At 65.3% G+C, this 21,957-nt stretch carries 17 protein-coding genes and 1 other RNA gene; 8 read left to right on the forward strand and 10 right to left on the reverse strand.

Translation table 11 applies throughout. The features are described 5' to 3' along the window. Positions 1 to 45: 45 nt before the first annotated feature. The 6 genes from rnd to PJK54_RS13470 form a co-directional block, all read right to left on the reverse strand. Entirely contained in the window at positions 46 to 1,233 is a 1,188-nt protein-coding gene (rnd, locus tag PJK54_RS13445; RefSeq protein WP_084207963.1) for a ribonuclease D, read from the reverse strand. Positions 1,234 to 1,440: 207 nt separating this feature from the next. Next, complete coding sequence (gene recR / locus PJK54_RS13450) at positions 1,441 to 2,067, reverse strand: recombination mediator RecR (protein WP_077375437.1); 627 nt, start codon at positions 2,065 to 2,067, stop codon at positions 1,441 to 1,443. Beyond that, positions 2,067 to 2,399: a YbaB/EbfC family nucleoid-associated protein gene (locus PJK54_RS13455; protein ID WP_271303147.1), complete on the reverse strand. Its 333-nt coding sequence runs from the start codon at positions 2,397 to 2,399 to the stop codon at positions 2,067 to 2,069. Before PJK54_RS13455 ends, recR begins: the two co-directional genes overlap by 1 nt. Before the next feature lie 156 nt (positions 2,400 to 2,555). Then, the gene (dnaX, locus tag PJK54_RS13460; protein ID WP_271303148.1) at positions 2,556 to 4,802 is read right to left on the reverse strand and encodes a DNA polymerase III subunit gamma/tau; all 2,247 of its coding nucleotides are present in this window, start codon (positions 4,800 to 4,802) and stop codon (positions 2,556 to 2,558) included. A 495-nt stretch (positions 4,803 to 5,297) separates the two neighbouring features. Beyond that, an RNA gene (ffs, locus tag PJK54_RS13465) (signal recognition particle sRNA small type) lies at positions 5,298 to 5,394 on the reverse strand. Between the two features lie 129 nt (positions 5,395 to 5,523). Then, positions 5,524 to 6,585: an AbrB family transcriptional regulator gene (locus PJK54_RS13470; RefSeq protein ID WP_255303149.1), complete on the reverse strand. Its 1,062-nt coding sequence runs from the start codon at positions 6,583 to 6,585 to the stop codon at positions 5,524 to 5,526. Positions 6,586 to 6,781: 196 nt separating this feature from the next. Here PJK54_RS13470 and PJK54_RS13475 point away from each other — a divergent pair, with 196 nt between their 5' ends. Genes PJK54_RS13475 through PJK54_RS13485 form a run of 3 tightly spaced genes read left to right on the forward strand, consistent with a single transcriptional unit; the run spans position 6,782 to position 10,490 of the window. Next, positions 6,782 to 7,555, forward strand: a complete 774-nt coding sequence (locus PJK54_RS13475; RefSeq protein WP_271303149.1) for a response regulator transcription factor — start codon at positions 6,782 to 6,784, stop codon at positions 7,553 to 7,555. Then, entirely contained in the window at positions 7,552 to 9,219 is a 1,668-nt protein-coding gene (locus tag PJK54_RS13480) for a sensor histidine kinase (protein WP_271303150.1), read from the forward strand. The genes PJK54_RS13475 and PJK54_RS13480 overlap by 4 nt, the downstream gene beginning before the upstream one ends. Continuing rightward, the gene (locus tag PJK54_RS13485) at positions 9,213 to 10,490 is read left to right on the forward strand and encodes an ABC transporter substrate-binding protein (RefSeq protein WP_271303151.1); all 1,278 of its coding nucleotides are present in this window, start codon (positions 9,213 to 9,215) and stop codon (positions 10,488 to 10,490) included. The genes PJK54_RS13480 and PJK54_RS13485 overlap by 7 nt, the downstream gene beginning before the upstream one ends. On the opposite strand, the gene mscK is transcribed toward PJK54_RS13485, so the two are convergent. Then, positions 10,487 to 14,023 (reverse strand): mechanosensitive channel MscK, encoded by a 3,537-nt coding sequence (mscK, locus tag PJK54_RS13490; RefSeq protein WP_271303152.1) that lies wholly within the window; start codon positions 14,021 to 14,023, stop codon positions 10,487 to 10,489. The two genes, PJK54_RS13485 and mscK, sit on opposite strands and share 4 nt — an antisense overlap. Before the next feature lie 276 nt (positions 14,024 to 14,299). Between mscK and PJK54_RS13495 the strand changes: the two genes are divergently transcribed. The 4 genes from PJK54_RS13495 (at position 14,300) to PJK54_RS13510 (ending at position 16,977) form a co-directional block, all read left to right on the forward strand. Further along, complete coding sequence (locus tag PJK54_RS13495) at positions 14,300 to 15,445, forward strand: phospholipase A (protein WP_254696555.1); 1,146 nt, start codon at positions 14,300 to 14,302, stop codon at positions 15,443 to 15,445. Between the two features lie 381 nt (positions 15,446 to 15,826). Further along, a complete protein-coding gene (locus PJK54_RS13500) occupies positions 15,827 to 16,168 on the forward strand; it encodes a DUF883 family protein (RefSeq protein ID WP_065392495.1) in 342 nt (113 codons plus the stop codon). Continuing rightward, complete coding sequence (locus tag PJK54_RS13505; protein ID WP_043333873.1) at positions 16,168 to 16,590, forward strand: phage holin family protein; 423 nt, start codon at positions 16,168 to 16,170, stop codon at positions 16,588 to 16,590. The genes PJK54_RS13500 and PJK54_RS13505 overlap by 1 nt, the downstream gene beginning before the upstream one ends. 36 nt (positions 16,591 to 16,626) lie before the next feature. Further along, positions 16,627 to 16,977, forward strand: a complete 351-nt coding sequence (locus tag PJK54_RS13510) for a YqjK-like family protein (protein WP_271303153.1) — start codon at positions 16,627 to 16,629, stop codon at positions 16,975 to 16,977. A gap of 101 nt (positions 16,978 to 17,078) precedes the next feature. On the opposite strand, the gene PJK54_RS13515 is transcribed toward PJK54_RS13510, so the two are convergent. Beyond that, entirely contained in the window at positions 17,079 to 18,275 is a 1,197-nt protein-coding gene (locus tag PJK54_RS13515) for an MFS transporter (protein ID WP_271303154.1), read from the reverse strand. 218 nt (positions 18,276 to 18,493) lie between these two features. Between PJK54_RS13515 and PJK54_RS13520 the strand changes: the two genes are divergently transcribed. Beyond that, on the forward strand, positions 18,494 to 19,402 hold the full coding sequence (locus PJK54_RS13520; RefSeq protein ID WP_271303155.1) for a LysR family transcriptional regulator: 909 nt from the start codon (positions 18,494 to 18,496) through the stop codon (positions 19,400 to 19,402). Between the two features lie 28 nt (positions 19,403 to 19,430). On the opposite strand, the gene PJK54_RS13525 is transcribed toward PJK54_RS13520, so the two are convergent. Further along, positions 19,431 to 20,627, reverse strand: a complete 1,197-nt coding sequence (locus tag PJK54_RS13525; RefSeq protein WP_271303156.1) for an NAD(P)/FAD-dependent oxidoreductase — start codon at positions 20,625 to 20,627, stop codon at positions 19,431 to 19,433. 316 nt (positions 20,628 to 20,943) lie between these two features. Next, the gene (locus PJK54_RS13530; RefSeq protein WP_271303157.1) at positions 20,944 to 21,939 is read right to left on the reverse strand and encodes a PepSY domain-containing protein; all 996 of its coding nucleotides are present in this window, start codon (positions 21,937 to 21,939) and stop codon (positions 20,944 to 20,946) included. Between the last annotated feature and the right edge of the window lie 18 nt (positions 21,940 to 21,957).

A 21,957-nucleotide genomic window follows, 5' to 3' on the forward strand; every position in this document is an offset into this window, starting at 1 on the left:
TTGGTTACGTCATCGCCCCCGGCCATGCCGGAGGCAATCCTTGACTCATTCCGGCTGGAACGCCTTGGCGAGGCGCTCGGCCAGCAGCGCGCCGCGCCAGCCACCCGGCAACGGCAGCGGCTCACCTTCGTAGTCGGCGATCACCAGCGCTTCCATGTCGCGACGCTTGCCGAGAATCTCCGGCTTGAGGTCCTGGGCCTCGGCGACCGCGTTGACCTCACGCTTGAGGCGCTTCATGCGCGCCTTCCATTCCGGCGCCAACGGCGACGGCGGCACGCGCGGCAACTGGCTGTCATCGATCATCGCCACGTCCTTGAGAATTTCCAGCACGCTGTCGCCGATGCGCTTGATCTGCGGCGGGTGGAGCCCCTCGACCTTGGCCAGCTCGAAACGATTGACCGGCAGACGCTCGCAGATGGCGAACAGCTGGGCATCCGCCAGCAGGCGCGAGCGCGGCACGTCACGCAGACGAATCTGGGCCTCACGCCACTCGCACAGGGACTGCCAGGCGGCCAGCCCACGCGGCGTGAGCTTCCACAGGCTGCGATGGCGCTTCCAGTACTCCGGGTCCGGCGTGGCACCCCCGCTGCTGCCCGGGGCACTGCAGTCCTCTTCCAGCCAGGCCATGCGACCCAGCTGATTCAGGGCCTCACGCTGCTGTGCCCAGACCTGCGGCAGGAACAGCACGTCCAGAGCGGCATAGTCACACTGCGCCTGACTCAGCGGACGCTTGAGCCAGTTGGAGCGCGTCTCTTCCTTGGGCACCGTGATGCCGGCCACACGTTCGACCAGACGCTGATAGCCCATGGAGGCCTCGCCACCCGTGAGCCCTTCGGCGATCTGGGTATCGATCAGCGGTGCCGGCGCCACGCCCGCCCAGCGCAGGAAGACTTCCATGTCCTCGCCGCAGGCATGCAGCAGCTTGAGCGGCCCCTCAGGACCCAGCAGACGCTTGAGCGCGTCACTGGCCGGCACCACCGTGGGGTCGATCAGGAAGATGCGCGGCGTCTTGCCATCCGCACCGGGCAGCTCACCATCGCGGGCCGCCATCAGCTGCACCAGTGCCGGAATCGGGAAGAAGGTGGACTCACGGATGAACTCGGTATCCAGCGCCAACCAGTCGGCGCCCTCAAGTTCGGCACAGGCAGCGGCCAGCGCTTCGGGGGTCTCGACCCAGATGGCGTCGAAGTCTAGCTCTGACAGCAGTGCGGTGGCGGCGGATTGATCACTCATCTGCAAGAATATCTCATGGTGACTGGCTTGCCCGGGCAAGCGATAAATGAAGGGTGACGGGCACTCGCCAGACACCGGGCGGAAACGACGGCGGGCGTGGTGGTTCCTGACCACCACGCCCGCAGACGTGCTGCTGTTGTTGCCTTTCGGACGCTTTGCGTCAAGGACATGCCGCTGGCGAAACGCGATCGGGCGAACCCGACACGTTCAGATCTCGCCGAGGGTAAAGGGCAATCGGCCGCTGAAGGCACGACTCAGCGTACCACCATCGACGTATTCCAGCTCGCCACCCATCGGCACGCCATAGGCCAGCCGTGTCAGCTTGAGAGGCTGCCCGCCATGCGCCACATCGCGAAGCTGCTCGGCGATGTAGTGCGCGGTGGCTTCACCCTCGACCGTCGGGTTGGTGGCCAGCACCAGCTCTTCGATCTGACTCTCGCGCACACGGGTTTCCAGCGCATCCAGGCCGATGTCCTCAGGCCCGATGCCGTCCAGCGGTGACAGGTGGCCATGCAGCACGAAGTAACGTCCCACGTAGCCACCCGCCCCTTCGATGGCAAGCTGGTCCGCGGGGGACTCCACCACGCACAGCACTCGCTCATCACGCCGAGGACTCAGGCACAGCTGACAGATCTCTTCTTCCGTCAGCGTCCGGCAGCGCGCGCAATAGCCGACACGCTCCAGCGCCTCGCCGAGTACACCGACCAGCCGGTCGGCCCCCATGCGATCACGCTCCAGCAGATGCAGCGCCATGCGCTGTGCGGTACGCGGACCGACGCCCGGCAGCACGCGCAGAGCATCCAGCAGCTGATCGACCAGCGGCGAGAATCCCATCAGAACGGCATCTTGAAGCCGGCCGGAAGGTTGAGACCCGCAGTCGCCTCTTCCATCTGCTTCTTGGAATTGACCTCGACCTTGCGCACCGCGTCGTTGACGGCAGCGGCCAGCAGGTCTTCCAGCAGTTCCTTGTCCTCTTCCATCAGGCTCGAGTCGACCTCGACGCGCGAGACGTCATGGCGCCCGTTCATGGTGATCTTGACCATGCCGGCACCGGCTTCTCCCTGGACTTCGGCCTTGGCCGCTTCTTCCTGGACCTTCTGCATGCGCTCCTGCATTTCCTGCGCCTGCTTCATGATGTTGCCCATACCGCCTTTTCCACCAAACATGGCTCACCTCATCAATGACGTGTTGTACATGAACTAACGATAAATGCTGTCTGCCAGCCGCGCCATCTGGCATGGCTGGCGTGGGGGCACATGCCCGCAAGCACGTCCCCCCGGAATCCGGGAGCGTCACCGGTCGCGGTGACCGATGACGCTCGATCAGAAATTGTCCGGCTCGAAGGAGTTGACGCTTTCCTCGATCAAGCGCGCGCCCAATTGCTGCTCCAATGACTGGATATGCGGGTCAGCACGCAAGGCTTCAACCGCCCGCAGCTGACGCTCACCCAGCAGTCGAATGCGTCGGCTGTGAGGTGTCTCGAGACCCTCCGGCAGCGGGCCGACATTGATCTCGAGTTCCCGCACCACGCCCTGCCCTGCCAGCGCCTTGTGAATGCGCTCCCGGTGGACATCCGCCATCATCGCGGACTGGGCAGGGTCCAGCCTCAGCTTGAGGTGCGTGCCATCATCGTGCTCGACCAGACAGTGCGCACCGATGTTGCGTGTGATGCCGCCAAGCCCCAGCGCCGGGAATAGCTCCAGCCACGCCGCGTGATTCAAGCGGCCATCACCACTCGGCGCATCGGATGGCGCAGGCGCTGATGCCTGAACCGGCGCGGGAGCCGCTGCCGGCATCGGTTCCGCTGCCTCGACAGGCTTGGGCATGACCGGCTCAGACACGACCGGCGCAGCAGGCTCTGGTTGTGCTGGCGCTGACAATTCAGCAGACGTCGGCGCTGCTGTTTCAGCAGGCTCCGGTACTGATGCTTCAGCGGGTTCCAGTTCCGGCTCCGGTTTCGGCTCCGGTTTCGGCTCCGGTTCCGGTTCCGGTTCCGGTTGCGCCGAACCAAAGGCGGCGCTCAGGCGTGACATCGCCGAGCTGGGCGCAGCGGCTGCCAGTGCGGGCGCAGCCACCGGCTCCGACGCTTGCGCACCCGTGGCAGACATCGCCGGGGCTGGCTCGGCAGCCGGCGCTGACCCTGTCGCGGCCGATGTCTGGGGCTCATCTTGTGTCAGGTCGCGAAAGCCGGCATCCCGGGCGTCATGGGGAACGTCCTCCGTCGCCCAGGGGGGCGGCTCATCGGCCATCGGCGGCCGTGCTTCAGTCACCGGTGCGGCAGACTGCGCCGCGGCGGGAGCCACAGAGGCAGCCGGGGCCTGCTGTACCGGTGCTTCTTGAACAGGAGTCTGCTGAGCCGGAGCTTGTTGAACAGGAGCCTGTTGAGCCGGAGCCTGCGGCGCGGACGCCTGTGGTGCCGGGGCTTGAGCGGCGCCCTCCGGCTGGCCGGTCATCGGCAGCGGCGTCTGCGCCGGACGCGGCACGCCCTGCGGGCGGAAGGCCAGCATGCGCAGCAACGTCATCTCCAGCGCGGTGCGGGCATCCGGCGCATTGGCCATGTCGGCGCGCCCCTGCAGGGCGATCTGGTAATAGAGCTGCACGTCTTCGCCAGTGAAGCGGCTGGCCAGCGCCAGCAGTGCATCACGGTCACCATGGCCGTTGTCCAGCGCGCTCGGCACCATCTGGGCGATCGCCAGGCGATGGAAGACGGAGGCCATGTCATCCAGCACACCGCCGTAATCCGGGCCCTGCTCGGCCAGCGTCGCGACCTCCGCCAGCAGACTCGCGGCGTTCAAATCCGCCAGACATTCCAGCAGCGCCAGCACATGACGGTGATCCAGGGTGCCCAGCATGGCGGCGACATCTTCGCGCCGCACCTGTCCATGGCCGAAGGCGATCGCCTGGTCGGTCAGACTCATGGCGTCACGCATCGAGCCATCGGCGGCCTTGCCGAGCAACCACAGCGCGTCTTCCTCGAAGCTGACTTCCTCACGCCCGAGAATGTCGGTGAGGTGCTCGACCACGCGGACCGGCGGCATGTTCTTGAGCGTGAACTGCAGACAGCGCGACAGGATGGTGACCGGCAGCTTCTGCGGGTCGGTGGTCGCGAGCAGGAATTTCACGTGGGGCGGCGGCTCTTCCAGCGTCTTGAGCAGCGCATTGAAACTATGGGTCGACAGCATGTGCACCTCATCGATGAGGTACACCTTGTAGCGTCCCTGGGTCGGGGCGTACTGGACGTTGTCCAAAAGCTCACGCGTGTCCTCGACCTTGGTCCGCGAGGCGGCGTCGACTTCGATCAGGTCGACGAAGCGCCCCTCGTCGATCTCGCGACAGGTGCCACACACGCCGCAGGGTCTGGAGCTGACACCCTCCTCGCAGTTCAGACACTTGGCGAGAATGCGCGCCAGCGTCGTCTTGCCGACACCGCGAGTCCCGGTGAACAGATAGGCATGGTGCAGGCGCCCCTGATCGAGGGCATTGACCAGCGCACGGCTGACATGCTCCTGACCGATCAGTTCGTGAAAATTGCGCGGGCGCCACTTGCGCGCCAATACCTGATAGCTCATTGAGCGAGGCATTCCTTGGGTGATCTGAAACATGAGCGGAAAGCCTGCACGACCCGGATAAGCGTCACCACCGACAGTCGACAGACGGAGACCGATGACGCGGCCTCGCTGAGAATGCGCTCATTCTAGCGACTTGCCGAGTGGCTTCAAAGCACGTAACCACTTGTGCAACGGGATTGCTGTCTCCAGGCCCGCATGACGGGCCCGACGGCGGAACATGACAGTCGAACATGATGATCAAGCATGAGGATCGCACACGGGTGTTGGTCATAGATGCCGAACGCGAGTGTTGAACATAAGCGCCGAACGCGGGTGCTGGACGCGGATATTGAACATAAGCGCCGAACAGGGAAGCCAAAGGCACAAGACGGACACGACAAGACGCCCGACAGGGCATGGCAACATACGAAGGAGTCGATCAGGGGACTTGCGGGGGGAACACGTAGACGTGGCATTTCAGGCATGCGGATCTTTGCTGCCCTGAAATGGAGGCGGCCCCATCAGCCACATCCCGGCACACGCGTCAGCCACTACCGTTGCTCCCTTCCGGGCCTGGCGGGGTTTGCAGCCTAGCATTGCGGGAGGACCAACAGGGCCACCACAGACATGATCAATCGGTGAACTACCGAGCCAATCGCTTGAACTTCAAGCACTTGGCGTGATCAAGGCGCACACTATAACAGCGTGTTGCCGCCCTCACAAGAGGAGATGTCGCAGCGCCTCACTCCCCCTTCCTCTCATCGCACGCCTCGCCGTCAGGTACCGGCGCACGCCTCCGGAAATGGCGCACCATCAGCGGTAGCGCCAGCATCAGTACGATCATGCGCAGAAGGTGATGAAAGGCGACGAAGACGGGATCGAGATCCAGCGCCACCGCCAGCAGTGCCATCTCGCCGATACCGCCCGGTGCCAGTGCCAGAAAGGCCACATCGCGCGGCACGCCCATTGCCTGATGGATCACTTCGGCGAAGCCACCCAGTACCGCAAGCGCGATCAGTGTCGCGACCCCCGATTGCCCCATCAGCCCCGCCAGTCTGGCGGGCGACAGCCCCTTGAAACGTGCCCCGATGGCGCAGCCCAGCACCAGCTGCATCACATCCGTCCCCCATATCGGGGGCGCAAAGCGCACCACCTCGGCCAATGACAACGCCATCGCCACCAGCAATGGCCCCAGCAACGCGGCATTCGGCAAGCGCAGGCGCCTGCCCAGAGGCAACAGCAATGGCAGCGTCAGTACCAGCCACAGCCCGCTCACCGGCGGGTCGCCTGCCCCGTCCGCTCCACCGCCACCCTCCAGCAGCCAGTAGAGCGGCGGCAGGATGAGTATCACCAGCAGCACGCGCAGCGACTGGGCCACCGCGATACGCTGGGCATCGCCGCCACTGCGCTCCCCGATGATCACCATCGCCGTCAGCACCCCGGGCACCGAGGCGAACCAGGCACTGGTGGCATCGAAGCCGCAGCGTCGATACCAGGCGGCACAGGCCAGTGTCGAGGCCAGCACGCCGAGCAACAGCAATGTCCCCGACAGCCACCAGCTGGCAAGGTGCGAGACCAGCTCCGGCGACACTCGCGCTCCCAACGTCAGACCCAGCACCCCGAGAAACAGGCTGCGCAATCGCTCCGGCACGGCGAGTGTCAGCCCGGCCATGGCACCGAGCAGATTGGCGACCAACGGCCCCAGCATCCACGCCAGCGGCATGCCGGTCAGCTGGAAGAGGCTGCCTCCCGCCACGCCCAGCGCCAGCGAGACCGCCAGCGATTTCCACTGATCGTTATCCACGGATGGAGTCCTGAAGCGCTGTCTGACAGCGCGCGCGAACGAGATGAGTGACATTCCGACATCCTTGCCAGCGGCACGAGAGGGGCCTGCGATGGTACGCTAGCCACATGGCTTGTTGCCCTGATGATCCTACCGTGAATCGTGGTGCCTTCGGCAGCCACCTGAACGGGAATACCGTGCATCTCCCGGAGCCCGGATGACCCCCACGCAATCGACACCTTCCACACCTTCCCGACAGACGCCGTCACTGCTGCTGGTGGAGGACGACGCGCTGCTCTCCAACACCCTGCACAGTGTCTTCATCAGCGAGGGACTCGACGTCACGCACCTGGCCGATGGCAGCGCGGCGCTGGCGCGACTCTCGCCAGGGCAGCCGCACGGCTTCGCGCTGGTCGTGCTGGATCTCAACCTGCCCGGCGCCTCGGGGCTCGAGATACTGGCCGCCCTGCGTGAGCACGATCGCCATACCCCGGTCCTAATTCTCACCGCCCGCGGCGCCATCGAGGATCGCGTACGCGGACTGGATCTCGGTGCCGACGACTACCTCGCCAAACCCTTCGTGCTCGATGAACTGGAAGCCCGCGTGCGTGCTCTGCTGCGTCGTCATGCCAATCATCAGGCCAGCCAGGCCACGCATCAGGGCCGGGCGCTCGAACAGCGACTGGTGGTGGGCAGTCTGGCCTTCGAGCCGCTGAATGGTCGCTTCCTGCTGGCCGAGGCACCGCTGTCACTGCCCCCGCGCGAGCAGCGTCTACTTGGCTGCCTGATCCAGCACGCCGGTGAGCCGGTGGACAAGGCCCGCCTGACCCGCGAGGCCTTCGGCGAGCAGGAGGCGGTCGGCGACAATGCCATCGAGGTCTATGTCCACCGCCTGCGCAAGCGCCTGGACGGCAGCGACGTCAGTCTGCGCACCATTCGCGGCCTCGGCTATCTGCTGGAACAGGCCCCGGCGGAGAGCCGGACTCCTTGAGCGCGCTCGACTCTCACCAGGCCACGGCGTCCCCACAGCCACCACGCGATGCCCAACAGCCCGTCAGTCTCTATCGTCGTCTGCTGAGCTGGCTGCTGATCCCGCTGCTGGCCCTGGGTACCCTGTTGCTGGTGCAGGCCTTCCTGTCCGCGCGTGAAGCCGCGGACCGCGCCTATGATCGTCTGCTGGAAGCCTCGCTGGTGACCATCGCCGAGCAGGTCAAATGGCAGGATGGTCAGCTATGGCTCGACCTGCCGCCGGCAGCCCTGGAAATGCTGGCCACCGATGCCCAGGAGCGGGTCTTCTACAGCCTGGTGGACGCCGATGGCGAGCAGGTCACGGGCAATACGCGGCTGCCCGATGCACGAAGCGAGGCCGGCGCGCATGGCACGCGGGACGAGATGGCGGGACGCAGTGGCGAACTGGCCTTTCGCGACATCGCCTGGCAGGGGCAGGCACTGCGCCTGGGCACGCTCGATACCCGCCTCGGTGGCTGGGGTGATGACCCGCGTCATGGCCAACGCTTCAGCATTCGTGTCGCCCATACCCGCGAAGGGCGCGATGCGCTGACCCAGGAGCTGTACCGTGGCTCGCTGGTGCGCCTGGCAGGCATGGCCATTCTGGCCCTGATGGTGGTGCTGGTGGGCGTGCGCATGGCGCTTGCGCCCCTCACGCGGCTGCGGCGAGCCATCCGCGAACGCGACCCGCGCAGCCTGGCGGCCTTGCAGCTGACGCTGCCGCGCGAGCTTGAGGAACTCAAGCATGCCCTCAATGAGCTGCTGTCCCGCATGCGCCGGGTCCGTGCCAATCAGGAGCGTTTCATCGGCGATGCCTCCCATCAGTTGCGCACGCCCCTGGCCGGTCTCTCCGCGCATGCCGAACTGGCCCTGCGCCAGCAGGACCCGAGCGCCTGGCACGCGGCACTGGCACAGATGCAGGCCACTGCCAGCCACACCGCCCACCTGGCCAATCAGCTGCTGTCGCTGACACGCCTTAACAATCCGGAAGTGCAACCTCCTCGGGTGCCGCTGGAGCTCTCGAGCCTGGTGCGCGACACGGTCAGCCGTCATTTCCTGCGCTGTGATCGCGCCGGTGTGGATCTCGGCCTCGAGATCGCGCCGGACATCGACCATGCCGCCTGGACGCCGGGTGTGGACTGGCAACTGCAGGAGGCGCTGGCCAACCTGATCGACAACGCCTGCAAGCATGGCGCGCGGGTAGTGACCGTGACGCTGAGCCGCGAGCACGCGATACCCGCCAGCGGAGAAGACGCGGCACGTGAATCGGCCACGCCAGGCCGTCTGCGCCTGAGCGTCGAGGATGATGGCCCGGGCATCACGCCGGAGCGGCGTCTGCTGGTGCTGCGCCCCTTTCATCGCCATGCCCGGGCAGACCAGCACCCGGCCGCCCAGCCGATGTCCGATGCCTCAGGCGGCCAGATACCCGAGCAGAGTGGCGCAGGGCTCGGGCTTGCCATCGTCGATGGCATTGCCCGCCACCACGATGCCCGGCTGTCATTGGAGGCCTCCGACCCTGCCCCCGCTGATGGCGCTCGGCCGGGACTGCGCGTGAGCTTTCACCTGCTGCCCTGCCCGCCTCCCGTGACCGCCACTGCCCCAGCCTCACGCGAGGCATCGACCGGCCCCAAGGGGGATGCATGTTGAGAACGCACCGCTGCTGGGCCGCCGTGCTCACCGTCGTCGGGCTGGCCGTCGCGTCGTTGTGCTCGGCACAGGACACCGCGAGCTTCGACCCGCAACTCGATGAGCATCAGGCACTCTGGCTCAAGGCAGGAGAGCCCGTGGCCGCGCAGGCCGTCCAGTCCAGGGAAGAGGCGGATCTGGTGATCCATGCGGCGCTGGATCTGCCCGAGATTCGTCCGCTGCTGCAACGCTACAGCCGCGAACACCCCGGGATGCTGCTGCATTACGTCAATCGCTCCGCGCTGGCGCTGGAAGCCCGCTATCTGGCCGCCCCCCTGACACCTCGGGCCGACCTGATGATCTCCTCGGCCATGGGCCTGCAGTACCGTCTGGCCAATGGCGGCCATGCACGACCGCTGCAAGCCGCGAACCTGACAGGCTGGCCCGAAAGCTCACGCTGGCGCAATGAGCTGTTCGCCATGAGCTTCGAGCCCATCGTGATGGTGGCGCGCCGCGATGCGCTGAAACGTCTGGCCGACAGCGAAGGACTGCGCGACCCTCGCGATGCCCTGCGCAGTCATCGGGATCTCTGGCATCTGCTGGAGACACGCCGGGAGCTGCTGCGCGGTCGCGTGATCACCTACGACCCGCGTCGCAGCGGCTCCGGCTTCACCTATGCCGTCTCCGATGCCCGTCAGTCGCCTCGCTACTGGACACTGGTGCGCGCCATGGGTCAGGCCGATGCACGGCTGGTGACCACCACCGGCGCCATGCTCGAGGCACTGGCCAACGGCGAGGTGGATATCGCCTACAACCTGGTCGGGCCCTATGCCATCTCCTTTGCCCGCGCGCACCCTGAGCTGCTGGTGATCGTGCCTGAAGACTACGTGCTGATTCAGCGCCGACTGGCGTTCGTGCCGCGCCAGGCACCGCATGGTGATGCCGGCGAGGCATTTCTGGACTGGTGGTTGAGTCTTGAGGGCCAACAGGCGGTGGCCAGTGACAGCGATCTGGGCGCATTGCATCCCGAGGTGAGCGGTGACGGCAGCGCGCGTGATCTGCGTGAACGTCTCGGCAACGCGCTGCGCCCCATCGAGATAGGCCCCGGCCTGCTCGCCACCCTCGACAGGCTCAAGCAGGCCAGCTTCCTGAGCCGCTGGGCGCTGGAGTTTCGGGCCCCGGCGCCCGGGCCCAGGTCTGGCTCTGAGCCTGACTCTGAGTCTGAGTCTGAAACCGGGCCTGCGCCTGAGACTCAAGCAACACCGGCCTCACCGGCCACGCTCGACGACTAGCGGCCGCCGCCATCTCCCCCGTCGCCGTCCGTCGCGTCGGGCGCGGATTCGCGCAACCCGGCATCTTCACGGCCGCCCACGCCGGTGGTCGGCTTGCGACGAGCGATCAAGGCGCCGCCCTCACGATGTTCGCTGCTTGACGGTGCGTCTCCCGTCTCGGCTCCAACGCTTTCCGGCGAGCCGCTGGCCGCTCTGAGCGGCTCGCCCGTGGCCGCTCGCTGCTCGATGAGACGCTCGGTGCCATCCTGACGATGCAGCCAGACATCCATCTGCTGGAAGGCCACCTTGAGACCGTTCTCGCGGAAGCGTGCATCGACCCAGCGATTGATCTCGTCTGTCGCATACAGACGGTCGGTAAGGTCGTTGACGTAGATGCGCAGCTCGAAGCCGAAGTTGTCCTTGTTGTAGCTCAGACAGAACACCAGAGGCTCCGGGTCCTTGAGCACCCGCCTGTTCTCCTGGGCGGCCTGCATCAGCAGGCGGTGCGCCAGATCCAGATCACTGCCATGGGCGACGCCGAAGTTGAGCACCACCCGCGTCACGTTGTCCGAGAGTGACCAGTTGATCAGCTGGTCGGTCACGAACACCTTGTTGGGAATGATGATCTCCTTGCGGTCGAAATCCGTCACCGTGGTGGCACGGATACGGATACGACTGACCGTCCCGTGCAGATTGCCGATGGTGATGGTGTCGCCGATGCGTACCGGGCGCTCGAACAGGATGATCAGACCCGAGATGAAGTTGGCGAAGATCTCCTGCAGACCGAAGCCCAGGCCGACACTCAACGCCGCCACCAGCCACTGCAGCTTGTCCCAGCTGACGCCCATGCTGCCCAGTGTCATCACGAAGCCCGTCGCCATGATCACGTAGGACAGCAGCGAGGTGATGGCATAGCTCGACCCCTGCTTGAGTTCGAGCCGCGACAGGATCGAGACCTCCAACAGGCCCGGCAGGTTGCGCGCCATCATCACCGCGACTCCGAGAGTGACCAGCGCCGCGATCAGATCCGCCAGCGAGATGGGGGTCGCGGAATCTCCCTCGGCCGAGGCGGCGATCTCCCAGACCACGACGCTGTCCAGGTAGCTGAGCACATTGAGCAGATCCGCCCAGACCAGATAGAAGATGAACATGAAGCTGATGACCAGAATCAGCTTCGACAGACGCAGCGACTGCGAATTGACCTGCTCCATGTCCAGCGGCGGCTCCTCGACCACCTCGACGCCGCCCTCCGCGCCTTCCTGCACCAGGGCTCGCCGACGCGCCACGGCACGTCGATACGCCAGACGGCGCGCCGCGACTGCCAGCCCGCGCACCACGGTGGCCTCGACCAGAATCCAGGCACCGAACAGGAACAGCGTGGTGATGAAGCGTCCACTGAGGCGCAGTGCCGTGTACTCATACCCCAGGCAGATCAGCACGCCCAGCGCCACCGGCACCATGGCCATGGCCAGCCCCAGAATCAGGCGGAACAGCTTGAGACCGAAGAACGGCACATGCGCCAGGATCAACCGCGAGAGACAGAAGCTCATCGCGCATAGCCCCGAGAACAGGATCAGCAGACCCAGCGGGCGCTCCAGCAGATTGAGATCCGCCTCGCTGATGATGTTGGTGGTCAGGATGACCGGCAGCAGCGCGCAGCCCAGCCACCACAGATGGCGGCGCAGCTCGGCCACGTAGTTGGCGGGCCACTGGAAGTGACGCTCGGCCACGCCGTCCTTGACCAGCAGGCGCCGGAAGATGGCGAAGATCCCCCATGCCAGCGCCAGCTTGAGCAGTGCCTGGCCCAGCGCCCACAGCATGACGCCCTCCCCCAGCGACAGCACGCTGCCGATCAGTGCCAGCGCGAGTGCACCGGGGATCGCCAGCATCACGTTGAGCAGGATCGCCCGCGGAGTGTGCAGCTGGGTGTCCTGCTTGAGGCGGCCTATCTGGGCATGCAGGTCCGCCAGGCGCGATCGGATGTGCGAGCGCTTCCAGGTGATGAAGATCAGCAACAGCAGCCCCGGCAGCGCCACCCACAGATCATTGAGCTGGAAGCCCTTGGACAGCCCCGCCACCACGCCGCGCCATACGGTGGGCTTGAGCTCGTCCGCCAGCATTTGTGGAGTACGCGACAGCCAGTCCAGGTCCAGAGGCTTGCCGTTGGCGACCCAGAAGAGCTGCTCCTCGATGGTCTGACGCAGACGTCCGGAGACTTCGAGCAACTGCTGCTGGTTGAGCTGCAGATCAATGGCGCGCGCCAGCAGGCTGTCATATTCCTTGTCGAGCTTGTCGACCAGCTCCTTGCGGGCCTCCAGCTGGCGAGTCAGCGCCTGACGCAGCTCGGAGCTGACCGTCTGGGCATCGGCGTTGCCGCCGGGGCGCTCCAGCGCGGCGCTTTCGCTCAGCACTTCGCTTTGCAGATAGTGCGGAATGTCCGCGAGCTGTTCGCGCACCTTGTTGAGTTCGAACTGCTTGAGGCGCAGGTCGGCGATCTCTTCCTTCAGGTCCTGACGCACGTCGACCTTGGGCAGATGACTCTGTTGCTCACGCAGGATACGGGCCAGCAGCACGCTGCCCTTGATGGCCTCGATCTGCTCGCTCATGGTGCGCTCGACCTGGGTGACGCGATCCAGCTGGGTGCGCACCTCGAGACCATCGCGGATCACGGCGTTGACGCGATCCGTGATCGCCAGCAGCTGGCTGCTGAGTTCACGGTTGCGACTCAGGACCTGCTGGAAGATGGGGTTGCTGGCCAGCTCGGCATTCTCGCCGCTGGTGGCCTCCGCGATGGTCTGCTCGGACTGGTCTCGCCGCTTGGCGTTGACCAGGCTCTGCACCACCTTGAGGTCCTGCTCGAGAGTCTCGATACGCCGGCTGTAGAGCGTCTTGCGTACCTGCGCCAGCTCTCGCAGCTGCGAACTGGAGTTGAGCTCGGTGTGGCTGAGCTCGCCACGTGCCTCGGCCAGGGCCAGACGCGCCTCCAGCAGGTCTCGGCCCGTGCCGGTCAGTGCCTGGCTGTCTCTGCCGGAGAGCTGGGTCTGCAGGCGCTGCACCTGCTGCTGGGCATCCGCCAGGGTCGAACGAGAGCGCTCCGGCAGACTCTGGGCATTGATGAGGCGCCGATTGGTACTCGCGAGCTTGTCCTGCAGGCTCTGGAGCTCGTCCAGGATACGCGTCATGCGCGCATCCAATGCCTCCACCGATTCCTCGGCGAGACTCGCTTCGTCGAGCTGACTGGTGCTGTCGCGAGGCAGGCTCGCCAGCGCTGCCTGGGCCTCGGCCAGATCACCCGGCGCCGTCTTCACCTCGGCCTTGATGTCCTTGAGGTTGCTGTTGGCCTCACCGAGATCATCGAGTACCGTCAGGGTTTCCTTGAGATCCGCGATCCGCTGGCGTGTCTCCGCGTCAGGCTTCTCGACGCTCTGCAGGTCCTCCAGCTGGCCCTGCACATCGCTGCGCTCCACGACGGCCTGTGCCATGCCGGGCAAGGCGCACAGCAGCACGACAAGCATCATCACGATCCATCGCGTCGTCGCTCTCAAGGAATTCATGCCTGACACATCCATCTCCTCACCCGCATCGTTACCAGAGGCAGACCTCTCGGGGTCCACGATGCCTGCATTGTCAACTGAGCCTCAGTCAGGCGCAATCGCTCCGACACCTCCCTGCCAAGCGCACCATGGGGATGTGAGCGGCAGGCGACAGAGGTGTCGTCGGTTGCCAGCTGGCACCCCACGCCTGCCAGCCAGTAGAATGGCAGACTTGTCATGATCGTTGCCCCATAATGCGCTGCTCGTCTCTTGCGGTGTTACAGACAGGATATTTCCATGCTTCTCTGCCCTACCTCCACCGGCTCTCGGCCAGTCGCGGCATGCCTGTCCGGAATGCTGGCGTCAGCGCTGCTGACCTGCGCCCCACTGGCCAGCGCAGACGTGCCCTATACCATGGACAGCCAGGGCCGCGTGGTACTGGCCAATGGCCAGCGCTTCACGCCCCGAGAACTGGGGATGACTCCGGCCCAGGCGCGTGCAGGGGCACGCAAGAGCGATCCACGTCGCACGCCGATCTATACGCAACCCGCACGTGGCGGCGCAGAGCTGGCGGCGAGTGATGACGCCCCTGCCTCCGTGGAAGGTCAGGAGAGTCAGGGGCAGGACAGCCTGGCTCAGAAACGTGCCGAGGAGCGGGTGGTGCTCGAGGACGATGCCGAGAGCAATCCCCTGGCCATCACCGCCTACAAGCGCAACTATCTGCTGCCCTGGGCCTACAACTCGACCCCGAATGAGAGCAGCTTCGCCCAGGTGACCCGTGAAGGCGAGGTGGACAACACCGAGGTGAAGTACCAGCTCAGTCTCAAGGTCGGGCTGGTGAATGACATCTTCGATGACAATGGCGACCTGTACTTCGCCTATACCCAGCGCAGCTGGTGGCAGGCCTACAACTCCGATGCCTCGGCGCCGTTCCGCGAGACCAACTACGAGCCGGAAGCCTTCCTTCAGTTCGACAATCGCTATGAACTGCTGGGCTGGACCAACACGCGCAATCGCATCGGTTTCGCCCATCAGTCCAACGGGCGTTCCGACCCGCTGTCGCGCAGCTGGAACCGGGTCTATGCCGACATGATGTTCCAGAATGGCGACTGGGCCGTGGCGATCACGCCGCATTGGCGCGTGCCCGAGGAGTCCGATGAGGACGACAATCCGGACCTCTACAACTACATCGGCTACGGCGACATCACCGTGGGCTATACCGCGGATCAGCACGAGTTCACCTGGATGGTGCGCGGCAACCCCTCCAAGGGCAATTTCGGCAACCAGCTGGATTACTCCTTCCCGCTGTTCGGCAAGGTGCGCGGTTACGTGCAGTACTACCACGGCTATGGCGAGAGCCTCATCGACTACGACCACAGCGTGAACCGCCTGGGGCTGGGCTTCTCGATCAACACCTTCTTCGCCGGCCTGCCAGAGACCTGATCTTCGGCCAGCGCGCCTCTCACGGGCCGCCGAGCCATGATCCCCTCGCGACGCAACGGGCAGCCCAGGCTGCCCGTTGCGTCGTTTCAGGCCGTGCAGACAGGATTCATCCTCCCTGATCCAGATCAACGAATGCGCCTCGGCTCCCCCGATATCATCATCCAGGCATTGCCAGCCCTTGTGTTTGTTCCCGGTGGCCCCAAGGATTTGTTCATGACCAGAAAAGACGCAGCCAGGCAGGAATCGCTGCGACCTGAAAAGGTCATGCCCTGCCGCCAGCGGCGCCCCAGGGAAGACTGAGTTCGAGAGTCATGCGCGCCATCTGGCGCTCACAATTCACGAAATCTGATTCGACACACGGGAAGGAGACACAACATGGCCATGCAGAAAATCGGTGATCATACGACCACAGCCAATTCAGCCACCGGTGCCAACACCGAGCAGCTGAAGGAAGACCTGCGTCATCTCTCCCAGACCGTCGAGGAACTGCTGCACGCCTCGGCCGAGGACTCCCGCGAGAGCATGAAGGAAGCGCGTGCCCGCGCCCAGACCCGCTTGGAAGCCACTCGTGCCCGACTGAGTGCCCAGGGTGACCGTCTGGCCGCCAGCGCGCGTGAATCCGCGGACTGCGCTGACCGCTACGTGCACGACAACCCGTGGACCAGTGTCGGTATCGGCGCTGCCGCCGGTGTCGTCATCGGCATGCTGCTTGGCCGTCGCTGATGCAGGAGCAAGGGCCGGTTGAACGCGTACTTGGCGCCATCCGTCGTCTGACCGCGAGCCTGGTGGAGAGTGGCGAGACGCGTCTGCGTCTCGCCGTGCTGGAGCTCGAGGAGGAACGCGAACGCTTGTTCGTGATGCTGCTGCTGTCAGGTATCGCCCTGATGCTGATCTGCTTCGGTATCGGCCTGGCGATCCTGCTGGTGGTCGTGGCCTTCTGGGATACCCATCGCCTGCTGGCCATCGCCTTGAGCGGCGGTATCCTGCTGGCACTGGGCGGATTGATCGCCTGGCGGGTCAAGGTGATCGCTTCCCAGCGCAGCCTGCTGCGCTCGACGCTCAGCAATCTGAGCCGCGACAGCGACAGCCTCAAGGACGTCCGCGCCGACGCACTGGAACGCCAGCGCCAACGCGAAAACCTCTGATGCCCCCCGCCTGCCAGCCCCTGTAAAGGAGGCGAGATGAGTTCTTCCAGACAGTCCCTCGCGCAGCGTGAGCCGGCACTGCCCCCCTCAGGGGGGAACGGTCGCCGGCAAGCGCATTCGCGCGATGCCAGGCGTGCGGAACTCGAAGCACGCATCAGCCAGCAGCGCCTCGACGTCAGTCATGCGATGCGTGACCTCAAGGAGGCAACCGCCCCCATCGACCGTGGCTGGGCCAAGGTGCAGCAATACCGTGGCCCGTTGGTTCTGGTGGGCGGCCTGATTGCCGCCCGGGGAGGTTTCCGGCCAAAGAAGGGCCTGAGCCTGATCAAGCGCGGCCTGATGAGCTGGGTGATGATTCGCCGCCTGAGAATACTGTTCGACAAGTGATCACGATACATACCGAAAGCCCCGCCACCTGGCACTCAGGTCGCGGGGCTTTTTTCGTCGCACGTCTCGATATGCAGCGGGCAGGCGTTGCCCGGGATGACTCAGGCGCCGCGACTGTCGCGCTTGAGCAGATGGATGCCCAGATAGAGAGCCGCGAAGATCAGGCCCAGCACGGCGCCAAAACCGAAGACATGGCGGCCATCGCCGGGCAGGAACTCCAGGAAGGAGGTCAGGAACTGGCCCAGGAAGATCGCCATCGTCAGGTAGGCGAGATTGCGTCCACGCACCAGTGCGTGGCTGCGCTCCACCGTCATGTGGTTGAGCAGCGGAATCGAGAAGCCGAAGCCCATCCCGGCCAGCACGGCACCCGCGCTCATCACCCCCATGCTCTCGGCCTGCTGGAAGACGAACAGGCTGGCGGCATACAGCACGAAGGCCAGTGCCAGCGTCGGCATCTCGCGCAAGGTACGTGAGACCTTCGGCATCCACATCGCCGCCACCACCGCGACCATCGAGATCGCCGCCAGGAAGATGCCGGTCGAGGCCTCGTTCAGCCCCAGCAGGTTCAGGCGCTTGGGCAGCATGACGATGGCGGTGAAGAACAGCGTCATGGCCATGGCCGCCGCCAGATAGACACTGGTGAGCGAAGCGGACAGCGCCTGCTGGCCCGACTTGCCAACCGTTTCATCAGGGACTGCAGGTGACTGCCTGGGCACCATCATCCACAGCATGGCCAGCAGCAACCAGGCCAGCAGGTAGAGCAGGAAAGGCAGCTGCCAGGCGATGCCTGCCAGCACGCCACTGACGAACAGGAAGATCACACCGCCAAGTTCGATGGACATGCCCTGCTGGGCAATCATCTTGAGTCGCGCATGGCCATGATACCACTCGGAGATCAGCGTGGTGCCGCCCGCCATCACGACCGCGGTGACGCCCCCCAGCAGGATACGATCAGCGAACACGGCGACGGTGCCTTCCAGCAGTGCCCCGCCCGCCCCCAGCAGACCATACAGGAACAGCCCGCCAGTCAGCGCGCGATAGGCCCCGAGGCGGTCGATCATGCGTCCGGCGATAGGCGCAAACAGCACGGCGCCCAGCGACGGCAGGGTGATCAGCCAGCTGGCATGGCTCTCCACCTCAAGCGCCGAGGCGATGCTCAGAAGCCCCGGTGCCACCACGGTACCCACCATGATGGTCAGGCAGGCGACCGCCAGCAGCGTGAAACGCCCGCCGCCAGAAAGTGATCGAGAGGTATCGCGCGTATCCTGCGCGATACCTCGGGAAGTTGATGTCGTCATATCGGCTCCACTCGGAAACAGGGCCCTCTTGCCAGCCACTGCATCGCCGCGCCCTCCTGGCTTGTGAGACACGAAAGCCGGGAGGGCGCGAGAGGAAGAAAGCTGACGGAGGGAGGCTTGGCAGGTCCCCAGACTAATGAGCGAGCATTGATAATAGAAATGACGATACTTGATATGACTTATACTTGATGGACATCAATCAACTGACGAGAGCTGCCATGGAACTGCGCACACTGAGAACCTTCGTTTCCGTGGCGACGCACCGGAGCTTCTCGGCCGCCGCCCGCGAGCTGCACACCGTTCAGCCTGCCATCAGTCGCCAGATCGCCGATCTTGAAGCCGAACTGGGCGTGAGTCTGTTGTGGCGCAATACGCGGGAAGTGCGAGTGACGGCACCCGGCGAGGCGTTGCTGGAAGAAGCGCAGCGCATGCTGGCGCTGGAGGCACAGGCACGCAAGCGCGTGGCGATGGCCGCCAGCGGCCAGACCGGCACATTGCGCATCGGCTACATGAGCTCGGCCTGCGCAAGCTTCGTGCCCGGCCTGATGCGCGACTTCGCCGCCAGCCACCCCGAGGTCAGCCTCACCTTGCATGAGATGAGCGCCCAGCAGCAGCTGGATGCCTTCGCGCGTGACGAGATCGACCTCGGCCTGTCGCGTCCGCTGCCCATCGAGCAGCGCGATACCCTGACGGCTCTGCCGGTCTACGAGGACATGCTGATGGCGGTGATACCCCAGGGCCATCGTCTGGCGCACCGCAAGCGGCTCACCCTGATCGAGCTTGCGCAGGAGGACTTCGTGCTGTTTCAGCGCACGCAGGCGACGGGGCTATTTGATCAGATCATCAGCGCCTGCGGCGATGCCGGCTTCTCGCCGCGCCTCCAGCGCCAGCCGGCCATGATGCAGACGCTGCTCAGTGAGGTCGCGGCCGGACTGGGAGTCGCCATCGCGCCCGGCTGCATCCGCCGTCTGCAGTGCGATGGCTGTCAGTTCATTCCCCTGCGTCCGGCGCTCGGGGCGGTGCCATTGGAGCTTCACTATCCGACTACACCGGGCCGACCGGTGACCGAGGCCTTCGTCACGCTTGTCGAGCAGCGCCTCCCCGCCATCCGCCAGCAGATGGCATGAGACGCGGCCAGTGGTGAGAACGTGCTGGTCAGCAGTTCAGCCCGCAGGCCACCGCCGAGGACCACGCCCACTGGAAGTTGTAGCCGCCCAGTTCGCCGGTGACATCCAGCACCTCACCGATGAAGGCCAGCTGCGGGAGATCGCGCACGCTGAAGTCCTTCTGCGAGATGGCATCGGTGACCACGCCGCCCATGGTGACCTCGGCGGTGCGCCAGCCTTCGGTGCCCGCCGGCTTGAGCTGCCAGTGATTGAGCGCCTTGGCCAGCTTCTCGAGACGCGCGTTGGAGAGCTCGGCGAGACTGCGCTCGCTGATGCGGCCGGCATCGGCGTCCTGCCACTCGACCAGCGACTGGGCGAGACGCTTGGGCAGGCGCTCGCCAAGCCAGGGACCGATCTGGCGCTTGGGTTGCTGCTCACGCAGGGCCAGCAGCTCGGCGTAGGCGTCCACCCCCGGCAGCAGGTCGATGTCCAGTGGCTGACCGGGCGTCCACCAGCTGGAGGCCTGCAGCATCGCCGGGCCGGAAAGCCCACGGTGGGTGATCAGCATCGGTTCGCGATACTGGCCCTTGCCGGCGGTGACGCTGACGTCACAGGCAAGCCCGGACAGCGGCGACAGGCGCTCCTTCCACTGCGAGGTCAGCGTGAACGGCACCAGCGCCGCGTAGGTCTCGGTGACCTCGAGCCCGAACTGGCGCGCGATGTCGTAGCCAAAGCCTGTCGCGCCCAGCGTCGGGATCGACATGCCACCGGTCGCCACTACCACCCGCCCTGCCGTATGCGTGCCGTTGCTGGTCTCGACCCGCATGCCCTCACCCGCACGCTCAAGCGAAGTGATGCGTGTGTTGAGACGAATCTCCGCCCCGGCCCACTCGCACTCCGTCATCAGGATCGCCAGCAGATCCTTGGCGGAATCCGCGCAGAACAGCTGCCCCGGCTTCTTCTCGACATGCTCCAACCCGTGACGCTCCACCAGCTCGAGAAAGTGATGCGGCGTGTAGCGCTTGAGTGCCGAGATGCAGAAGTGCGGATTGCGTGAGAAGAAGTTGGACGGCCCGGCATCCAGGTTGGTGAAATTGCAGCGCCCGCCACCTGACATCAGGATCTTCTTGCCGGCCTTGTTGGCGTGGTCCAGCACCAGCACGCGCTTGCCCTGATAGCCCGCCGTGGCGGCACACATCAGGCCTGCCGCGCCTGCGCCGATGATGATGACGTCGTATGTGGCCATGCTGGAAACCTCGTGCAACAAGAAGAGAAAGACGGTGCTGAAACGCCGAGTGCTCGAGTAGCGGCACCGTGGTGGCCCGACTGTGCCAGACACCGGCCGCGCAGTTTACCAGAAGCCACGCCCGGTTTCGGGCTCCCGCCGTCCCCTGGCAACATGTGGAACGCGGATTGGCCATCAAAAGGAGCGCTGCGGATATCCACAGCGCTCCTTTTTATCTCGCACGTCAGCTCGCACGTCAGCTGACATGCCATCTTGTCAGGTTCTGTCGTGTCTTGCTGGACATGACGTCAAGCCAAGAGCCTGCTCACCTCACCTGTCACATTCCGGCATGCAGCCCCAGTCCCAGAGCCGCCGACAGACCGATACCGGCCGCCATGAGCAGGCCGCCCAGGGGGCGCCGACGTTTCATCTGCCACCACATCCACAGGCCAGTCAGCCCCCACATCACCATCACGCAGGCCATGACATCCACGACCACGGCCCACAGCCACTCCAGCACGCTGCTCTTGTAGCCATGCTGCTTGTGCAGATGCGTCAGGGTTTCGCCAAGCCCCGCGCCGGGCTGGTCCTGCCCGACGGGCTGGCCCTTCAGCTTGCCTGAATACAGGTCCAGCTGGGCAGTGAAGCGCTGGCCGCTGCCGTCCTCCAGCGTGAAGTCGAGCGTCCCCTTGCCATTGAGCGGCTGACGTTCACTGGCGCCGATCGCCTCGCGCAGACGGGCCTGCTGACTGACCAGTGGCACCGCCAGTGGTGAGGTGTCAGGAAGCGTCAGGGTCTGGCCGGCCAGCGGCATGCGAGCAGGACGAGCCGACGCATTTCCCGCGGCGTTTTCCTGCATGGCGATGCGCCGTCCCTCACCGTGGGAAAGATCCACCATGTAGCGCTGACGCATGTCCGCTCCCCTGGAATCCAGCAGCAGAGACAACGGCGCCCCTTCGAGCGCCTGCGGATCAACCAGCGTGAATTCGTGACGCCCCGAGGAGACTCGGTTCATTTCCGCCACGGTGGCCACGGCCAGAGCCTGGGCATCCACCGGGCCCAACGCGGCGCGTTGCAATGCCTCGGACGACAAGGGTGTCTGCTGGATGTCGCGATACAGACCGGGATGGTTCATCAGGAAGGCGCTCACGCCATACAACAGCACGAAGGGCACCAGCGCGACGCCGCAGTACAGATGCAGAGAGCGGATCCAGGGATTGAGTCGCTGCGCCAGGGTCTTGCGCCGCCCTCGCTGACGGGGGGTGTCCTGACGCAGGGACGTGGCGCGCGAGGCGGGCCGTTGAGCGGGGGCACCGGGTGCGACATCTGACATGATGACTCTGTTCCTGGG

It is taken from the genome of Cobetia sp. MMG027 (genome assembly GCF_027947415.1).
Classification (GTDB): domain Bacteria; phylum Pseudomonadota; class Gammaproteobacteria; order Pseudomonadales; family Halomonadaceae; genus Cobetia; species Cobetia marina.

Excerpts from the sequence above, each read along its gene's own strand:
- PJK54_RS13530 (WP_271303157.1), bottom strand. The coding sequence starts at position 21,939 with ATGTCAGATGTCGCACCCGGTGCCCCCGCTCAACGGCCCGCCTCGCGC.
- PJK54_RS13495 (WP_254696555.1), top strand. The coding sequence starts at position 14,300 with ATGCTTCTCTGCCCTACCTCCACCGGCTCTCGGCCAGTCGCGGCATGC.
- PJK54_RS13525 (WP_271303156.1), bottom strand. The coding sequence starts at position 20,627 with ATGGCCACATACGACGTCATCATCATCGGCGCAGGCGCGGCAGGCCTG.
- PJK54_RS13485 (WP_271303151.1), top strand. The coding sequence starts at position 9,213 with ATGTTGAGAACGCACCGCTGCTGGGCCGCCGTGCTCACCGTCGTCGGG.
- PJK54_RS13515 (WP_271303154.1), bottom strand. The coding sequence starts at position 18,275 with ATGACGACATCAACTTCCCGAGGTATCGCGCAGGATACGCGCGATACC.
- PJK54_RS13455 (WP_271303147.1), bottom strand. The coding sequence starts at position 2,399 with ATGTTTGGTGGAAAAGGCGGTATGGGCAACATCATGAAGCAGGCGCAG.
- PJK54_RS13505 (WP_043333873.1), top strand. The coding sequence starts at position 16,168 with ATGCAGGAGCAAGGGCCGGTTGAACGCGTACTTGGCGCCATCCGTCGT.
- mscK (WP_271303152.1), bottom strand. The coding sequence starts at position 14,023 with ATGAATTCCTTGAGAGCGACGACGCGATGGATCGTGATGATGCTTGTC.
- PJK54_RS13510 (WP_271303153.1), top strand. The coding sequence starts at position 16,627 with ATGAGTTCTTCCAGACAGTCCCTCGCGCAGCGTGAGCCGGCACTGCCC.
- PJK54_RS13475 (WP_271303149.1), top strand. The coding sequence starts at position 6,782 with ATGACCCCCACGCAATCGACACCTTCCACACCTTCCCGACAGACGCCG.
- recR (WP_077375437.1), bottom strand. The coding sequence starts at position 2,067 with ATGGGATTCTCGCCGCTGGTCGATCAGCTGCTGGATGCTCTGCGCGTG.
- dnaX (WP_271303148.1), bottom strand. The coding sequence starts at position 4,802 with ATGAGCTATCAGGTATTGGCGCGCAAGTGGCGCCCGCGCAATTTTCAC.
- rnd (WP_084207963.1), bottom strand. The coding sequence starts at position 1,233 with ATGAGTGATCAATCCGCCGCCACCGCACTGCTGTCAGAGCTAGACTTC.
- PJK54_RS13520 (WP_271303155.1), top strand. The coding sequence starts at position 18,494 with ATGGAACTGCGCACACTGAGAACCTTCGTTTCCGTGGCGACGCACCGG.
- PJK54_RS13500 (WP_065392495.1), top strand. The coding sequence starts at position 15,827 with ATGCAGAAAATCGGTGATCATACGACCACAGCCAATTCAGCCACCGGT.